We start from the raw sequence: 6215 nt of genomic DNA, 5'->3' as shown, positions 1-6215 counted from the left end.
GAGTGCCGTTTTCTTGGAATTTGTTTTCACTGCAATAGTTTTCAGCATTATTGCGTACATTCCTCAATTTTTGCTCGGCAATATATCGATAAGCGACGTTTTGTTATGCCATATACTGGCTCAACGGCCGGCAAACGCCGTGGTGATCGGCGGCGGGCTCGCCGCGGTCGCCACCGTGCCGATGACGACCGGCTGGTACGTGATCGGCGCCACCCCGGCCCGGCTCTACGCGCCGGAGCGCGACCCGAGCTTCTTCGTCGGCGCGGACGACCTGATCCGCTTCGAACCCGTCGATGCCGCGACCTTCGACGCGCTGCGCGCCCGCGAGGCGGCGGGCGAGCCGGGACGGGCAGCGGGCGCAGCTGTCCGAGCGGGCCTCGCAGCAGCAGGAGGAGATCGCCGGGCTGGCCGACCGTCATGAAGACCATCGGTTTATCCTGCACCGTCGCTCCCCTCTCCCGACCCCCTTCGGGGGCCACCCTCCCCCGCAGAGGGGGGAGGGAGAGCCGGCGCGATCTGCCTCGCCAGGAAGGAGCCTGACGCATGCTGACCTTCACCCTCCGGCGCGTCCTGGTCGCCCTGGCGGTGGCCTTCACGGTCTCGGTGGCGAGCTTCCTGCTCCTCCACCTCTCGGGCGACCTCGCCACCGCCATCGCCGGCCCCGAATCCACGGGCCCGCAGATCGAGGCGATCCGGCGGGAATACGGCCTGGACCAGCCCCTGCTCACCCAGTTCCTCACCTGGGCCTGGCGGGCGCTGCACCTCGATTTCGGCAATTCCTTCTACTTCCGCGAGCGGGTGATCGACCTGCTGGCCGCCCGCCTGCCGATCACGCTGTATCTCGGGTTCATCGCGCTCGGCGTGGCCCTGTTCGTGGCGATCCCGCTCGGCGTCATCGCCGCCGTGAAGCGCGACACCTGGATCGACCGGCTGGCGCTCGCCGTCTCGGTGCTCGGCCAGGCGATGCCGAGCTTCTGGTTCGGCCTGACCCTGATCCTGGTTTTTTCCGTCAACCTCCGCTGGCTGCCGGTCTCGGGCAACGCCACCTGGAAGAACTTCGTCCTGCCCGCGGTGGCGCTCGGCTACTACGCGATGCCCGCCGTGATGCGGCTGACCCGCAATGGCATGCTGGAGGTGCTGGCCTCCGACTACGTCCGCACCGCCCGGGCCAAGGGGCTGCCGCCCCGCAAGATCCTGGTGCGGCATGCCCTGCGCAACGCCGTGATCCCGGTGATCGCCCTGTCGGCGGTGCAGTTCGGCTTCATGCTCGGCGGCTCGATCGTCATCGAGGCGGTGTTCTCGCTCCAGGGCCTCGGCCAGCTCGCCTGGGAATCCATCGCCCGCAACGACTTCCCCGTCGTCCAGGCGATCGTGCTGGTGCTGGCCATGATCTATATCGGCCTGACGCTGGCGGCCGATCTGCTGAACGCCTTCCTCGATCCGCGCCTGCGCCAAGCCTGAGGTCGCGATGAGCCTGCCCCCCGACACGGCGGCGCTCGCCGCCCCCGCCCTCCCGCCGGACGCGCCGATCGCCCTGGCGCCGGTCCCGTCCCCCACAGGGATCGTCCTGCGGCGGGGCCTGCGCCACGGCGGGTTCCTGATCGGCGCCGGTATCCTCGGCCTGATCGTGCTGGCGTCCCTCGCCGCGCCGCTGATCGCCCCGCACGACCCCTACGCGCAGGACGTCTCCCGCCGCCTGATCCCGCCGATCTGGCAGGCCAAGGGGAGCTGGGACCATATCCTCGGCACCGACAAGCTCGGGCGCGACTATCTCAGCCGCCTGCTCTACGGCGGCCAGATCTCCCTGCTGATCGGGGTCTCGGCGGCGCTGATCTCCGGGCTGATCGGCACCGTTCTCGGATTGTGTGCCGGCTATTTCGGCGGCTGGGTCGACGCGGTGGTGAGCTACGTGGTGACCACCCGGCTGGCCATGCCGGTGGTGCTGGTGGCGCTGGCCATGGCGGCCCTGGTCGGCGGCTCCCTGAAGGTGGTGGTGCTGGTGCTGGGCTTCCTGCTCTGGGACCGCTTCGCCGTGGTGACCCGGGCCGCCACCCAGCAGATCCGCGACCGGGATTTCGTCAGCGCGGCCCGCGCCGCCGGGCTCACCGACCTGCGCATCGTCCTGCAGGAGATCCTGCCCAACATCATGAACGCGCTGATCGTGGTGGCGACCCTGGAGATGGCCCACGCGATCCTGCTGGAGGCGGCCCTGTCGTTCCTCGGCCTCGGGGTGCAGCCGCCCCTGCCGTCCTGGGGCCTGATGATCGCCGAGGGCAAGCAGTACATGTTCTTCCAGCCCTGGGTGATCACCATCCCGGGCGTGGCGCTGCTCCTCCTCGTGCTGGCGATCAATCTCCTAGGGGATGGCCTGCGGGACATCACCGCCCCCGAGGCGCGTCACTGACGTGGCCGGCCGGCACGGCACCAAAATGTTTCACGGGAAACACACCATGATGCGAGACGCCGCCATCGCGCGCGCCACTGAGGCCTTCGACTCGGGCGCGTTCCTCGCGCTCCTGCGGGAGGCGGTGGCGATGCCCACCGAGAGCCAGGCCCCCGGGCAGGAGGCGGCTTTGCGCGCCTATCTCGACGCCTTCGTCACGCCCTTGGTAGAACGCCTGGGCTTCGAGCCCCCGAAAACATTCGACAACCCGGACGGGGTGCACGGGCCGTTCCTGATCGCCGAGCGGCACGAGGGTTCGGGCCTGCCCACCGTCCTGATCTACGGCCACGGCGACACGGTGCGGGGCTATCCCGAGCAGTGGCGCGCGGGGCTCGGCCCCTGGGAGATCGTGGTCGAGGGCGACCGCTGGTACGGCCGCGGCACCGCCGACAACAAGGGTCAGCACGTCCTCAACCTCGCCGCCCTGGAGCAGGTGATCGCGGCCCGCGACGGCCGCCTCGGCTTCAACGTCAAGCTGCTGATCGAGATGGGCGAGGAATCCGGCTCCCCGGGCCTGCGGCCGTTCTGCCGGGCGCAGGCCGAGGCCCTCCGCGCCGACGTGCTGATCGCCTCGGACGGGCCGCGGCTCAATGCCGAGCGTCCGACCCTGTTCCTGGGGTCCCGCGGCGCCTACAATTTCGAACTGTCGCTGAACCTGCGCGAGGGCCCCCACCATTCCGGCAATTGGGGCGGGCTGCTGCGCAACCCCGGCACGGTGCTGGCCTCGGCCATCGCCTCGATGGTGGATGCAAGCGGCGCCATCCGGGTGGAGGCCCTGCGGCCGCCGCCGATCCCCGAGGGCGTGCGCGCGGCGCTTCGTGACATCCGGGTCGGCGAGGACCCGAGCGCGCCGACGATCGATGCCGATTGGGGCGAGCCGGGGCTGACCCCGGCCGAGCGGGTCTTCGCCTGGAACACCCTCGAGGTGCTGGCCTTCAAGACCGGCGATCCGGACGGGCCGCTCAACGCCGTGCCGCCCCACGCCAAGGCGACCCTGCAGCTGCGCTTCGTGGTCGGCACCGACTGGCAGAACCTCATCGCGAACGTGCGCGCCCATCTCGACGCGCACGGCTTCCCGATGATCGCGGTCCGGCCGGCCCGCGCCGCGGAGGTCTTCCAGGCGACGCGGCTGCCCGTTGAAGACCCGTGGGTCGAGTGGGCCCTGGAGTCGATCGAGGCAAGTTCCGGAAAAAAGCCGGCGCTGCTGCCCAATCTCGGCGGCTCGCTGCCGAACGACGCCTTCTCGGAGATCCTGGGGCTGCCGACCCTCTGGGTGCCGCATTCCTACCCGGCCTGCCGCCAGCACGGGCCGGACGAGCACATGCTCGCCGCCAGCACCCGCGAGGGCCTGGCGATCATGGCCGGGCTGTTCTGGGATCTCGGCGAGGCCGGGCCCGACATCCTCCGCCGCCGCACCGCGAGGGCCTGAACCATGAGCGAGCCGGTCGTCCGCATCCGCGATCTGACGATCGCGCTCCCGAAAGGTGCCGACCGGCCCCACGCGGTCGAGGGCCTGAACCTCGACCTCGAATCCGGAAAGATCCTCTGCGTGGTCGGGGAATCGGGCTCGGGCAAGTCGATGAGCGCCTACGCGCTCACCGGACTCCTGCCCCGGGCCCTGAAGCCGACCGCCGGTTCGATCCTGTTCGAGGGCCGGGACCTCCTGACCCTCGACGAGTCCGCCTGGCGGCGCCTACGGGGCCGGCGCATCGCCATGGTGTTCCAGGAGCCGATGACGGCCCTGAACCCGGTGATGCGGATCGGCGACCAGATCGCCGAGATGTTCGAGGCGCACAACCTGCTCACCCGGGCCGAGCGGCAGGCCAAGGCGGTGGCGCTCGCCACCGAGGTCGGGCTGCCGAACCCCGCGGAGGCGGTGCGGGCCTACCCGCACCAGCTCTCCGGCGGGCAGCGGCAGCGGGCGATGATCGCCATGGCGCTGGCCCTGGAGCCCTCCGTCCTGGTCGCCGACGAACCGACCACGGCGCTCGACGTCACCACCCAGGCCCAGATCCTCCGGCTGATCCGCGACCTGCAGCGCGAGCGCGGGATGAGCGTCCTGTTCATCACCCACGATTTCGGCGTGGTCGCCGAGATCGCCGACCACGTGGCGGTGCTCCAGCGCGGACGCCTCGTGGAATCGGGCCCCGCAGACTCGGTGCTGCGCGACCCGCAGGCGCCCTACACGCGGGCGCTGCTCGCCGCGGTCCCGAGCCTGACCCCGCCGCCGCGGCCGCCCCTGGGGGAGGCCCCCGTCGCCCTGTCGGTGCGCGGCCTCGCCAAGACCTATTCCACGAAGGGCCGCCTGTTCGGCAAGCCGCGGGTCGTGGCGGCGGTCCAGGATGTCACCTTCGACGTGCGCCGGGGCGAGACCCTGGGGCTGGTGGGGGAATCGGGCTCGGGCAAGTCGACCACCGCGCGGCTGGCGATCCGCCTGATCGAGCCCGATGGCGGCACGGTCCGGCTGGGGGCGCTCGACTACACGGCCCTCGGGAAGGCCGCGCTGCGGGACAAGCGCAGCCGCATCCAGATGATCTTCCAGGACCCGTTCGCGTCCCTGAACCCCCGGCGCACCGTCGAGCAGATCATCACGGCGGGCCCGATCGCCCACGGGGTGCCGGCCGCGGAGGCCCGGGCGCGGGCGCGAAACCTCCTCGACCTCGTCGGCCTCGATCCCAAGGCCGCCGCCCGCTACCCGAACGCCTTCTCGGGCGGCCAGCGCCAGCGCATCGGCATCGCCCGGGCGCTCGCCATGGAGCCGGACGTGCTGGTGGCCGACGAGGCGGTCTCGGCGCTCGACGTCTCGGTCCAGCGGCAGGTGCTGGACCTGCTGGAGGACCTGAAGCAGCGCCTGTCGCTCGCCATGCTGTTCATCACCCACGACCTGCGGGTGGCGGCCACGATCTGCGACCGGATCGCCGTGATGCACCGGGGGGCCGTCGTGGAGATCCGGGGCACCGCCGAGCTGTTCGCCGCGCCGGAGCACGCCTACACGCGCAGCCTGCTGGCGGCGGTGCCCGGTGCCGGCGTCGCCTGACGGCGGCCCGGGCCTGGATCGGGCGCATCTGGGACGCTGAGACAAGTTTTTTGGACGGACTTGCCCTGTCCCGCTTCGGACGTTTCGGTAGGATGCGCCGTGTCGAGGGTCGAGCACCCCGGCGGATCCACGGCTGAACCCGCTATCCGTCCTCGCTCGCAGCTCGAACGCGGACGGGAATATTGCAGCGTGTCGATCTCAGACCAGCCCGACGATATCCGGCGCAACGCCAAGCGCTCCGTGCCGACGGTGACGCCGGCGCAGCGCCGCGGGCCCGAGAAGCGGATCGCGCGCTGGATCGGCGCGGGCCAGCGCAAGCCGGGTCGGCCCGGCGCGGACGCCGCGTTCGGGGTCCCGGCGGGCGAGGGTCCGGCGGGCCAGGTGATCAAGCTGAGCTGGGCCGACACCTTCGGCCGGCCCGCACGCCCCGATCTCGGGCGCTCGCTCCGAACCGCGCCGGAGACCGCGCAGGTGCTGCCGTTCCAGGGCCCCGCGGACCGGACAGCGTCCGCGCCGCGCCGCGGCGGCGATCAGCCGTCCGTGCCGGTCCTGCGCTGATCGACCCGGCCGCCGGGGACGCCGAGGCCGATCGCCTTGGCGAGCGCCGAGCGTTGCGCGGCGTAGCCCGGGGCCGTCATCGGGTAATCCTCCGGTAGGCCGTAGCGCTCGCGATACTGATCCGGCGACAGGCCGTGGGCGGTGAGGTGCCGCTTCAGGGTCTTGTAGGACCGGCCG

General features: G+C 71.3%; 7 protein-coding genes. 6 read left to right on the top strand and 1 reads right to left on the bottom strand.

What is annotated here, in order from left to right:
- From MKK69_RS10370 to MKK69_RS10345, 6 genes are all read left to right on the top strand, one after another.
- On the top strand, positions 1-421 hold a 421-nt coding region (locus MKK69_RS10370; RefSeq protein ID WP_243967711.1), incomplete at its 5' end, for a carboxyltransferase domain-containing protein.
- Between the two features lie 122 nt (positions 422-543).
- The gene (locus tag MKK69_RS10365; protein ID WP_243967710.1) at positions 544-1461 is read left to right on the top strand and encodes an ABC transporter permease; all 918 of its coding nucleotides are present in this window, start codon (positions 544-546) and stop codon (positions 1459-1461) included.
- A gap of 7 nt (positions 1462-1468) precedes the next feature.
- Positions 1469-2404, top strand: coding sequence for an ABC transporter permease (locus tag MKK69_RS10360; protein WP_243967709.1), 936 nt, complete (start codon positions 1469-1471; stop codon positions 2402-2404).
- A gap of 46 nt (positions 2405-2450) precedes the next feature.
- Positions 2451-3872: a M20 family metallopeptidase gene (locus MKK69_RS10355; protein ID WP_243967708.1), complete on the top strand. Its 1422-nt coding sequence runs from the start codon at positions 2451-2453 to the stop codon at positions 3870-3872.
- 3 nt (positions 3873-3875) lie between these two features.
- The gene (locus MKK69_RS10350) at positions 3876-5480 is read left to right on the top strand and encodes an ABC transporter ATP-binding protein (RefSeq protein ID WP_243967707.1); all 1605 of its coding nucleotides are present in this window, start codon (positions 3876-3878) and stop codon (positions 5478-5480) included.
- Between the two features lie 189 nt (positions 5481-5669).
- Positions 5670-6038 carry a hypothetical protein gene (locus MKK69_RS10345; RefSeq protein WP_243967706.1) on the top strand — a complete coding sequence of 123 codons (369 nt, stop codon included), beginning with the start codon at positions 5670-5672 and terminating at the stop codon, positions 6036-6038.
- Here MKK69_RS10345 and MKK69_RS10340 read toward each other — a convergent pair.
- Positions 6011-6215 (bottom strand): MucR family transcriptional regulator (locus MKK69_RS10340; RefSeq protein ID WP_243967705.1); only part of this gene is annotated, 205 nt, incomplete at its 5' end. The genes MKK69_RS10345 and MKK69_RS10340 overlap by 28 nt on opposite strands.

This window comes from Methylobacterium sp. J-026 (assembly GCF_022829585.1).
GTDB lineage: Bacteria > Pseudomonadota > Alphaproteobacteria > Rhizobiales > Beijerinckiaceae > Methylobacterium.
The sequence above is the reverse complement of the archived record's forward strand: the minus strand, read 5'-3'. Positions and strand labels throughout refer to the sequence as shown.

Excerpts from the sequence above, each read along its gene's own strand:
- MKK69_RS10365 (WP_243967710.1), top strand. The coding sequence starts at position 544 with ATGCTGACCTTCACCCTCCGGCGCGTCCTGGTCGCCCTGGCGGTGGCC.
- MKK69_RS10360 (WP_243967709.1), top strand. The coding sequence starts at position 1,469 with ATGAGCCTGCCCCCCGACACGGCGGCGCTCGCCGCCCCCGCCCTCCCG.
- MKK69_RS10355 (WP_243967708.1), top strand. The coding sequence starts at position 2,451 with ATGATGCGAGACGCCGCCATCGCGCGCGCCACTGAGGCCTTCGACTCG.
- MKK69_RS10350 (WP_243967707.1), top strand. The coding sequence starts at position 3,876 with ATGAGCGAGCCGGTCGTCCGCATCCGCGATCTGACGATCGCGCTCCCG.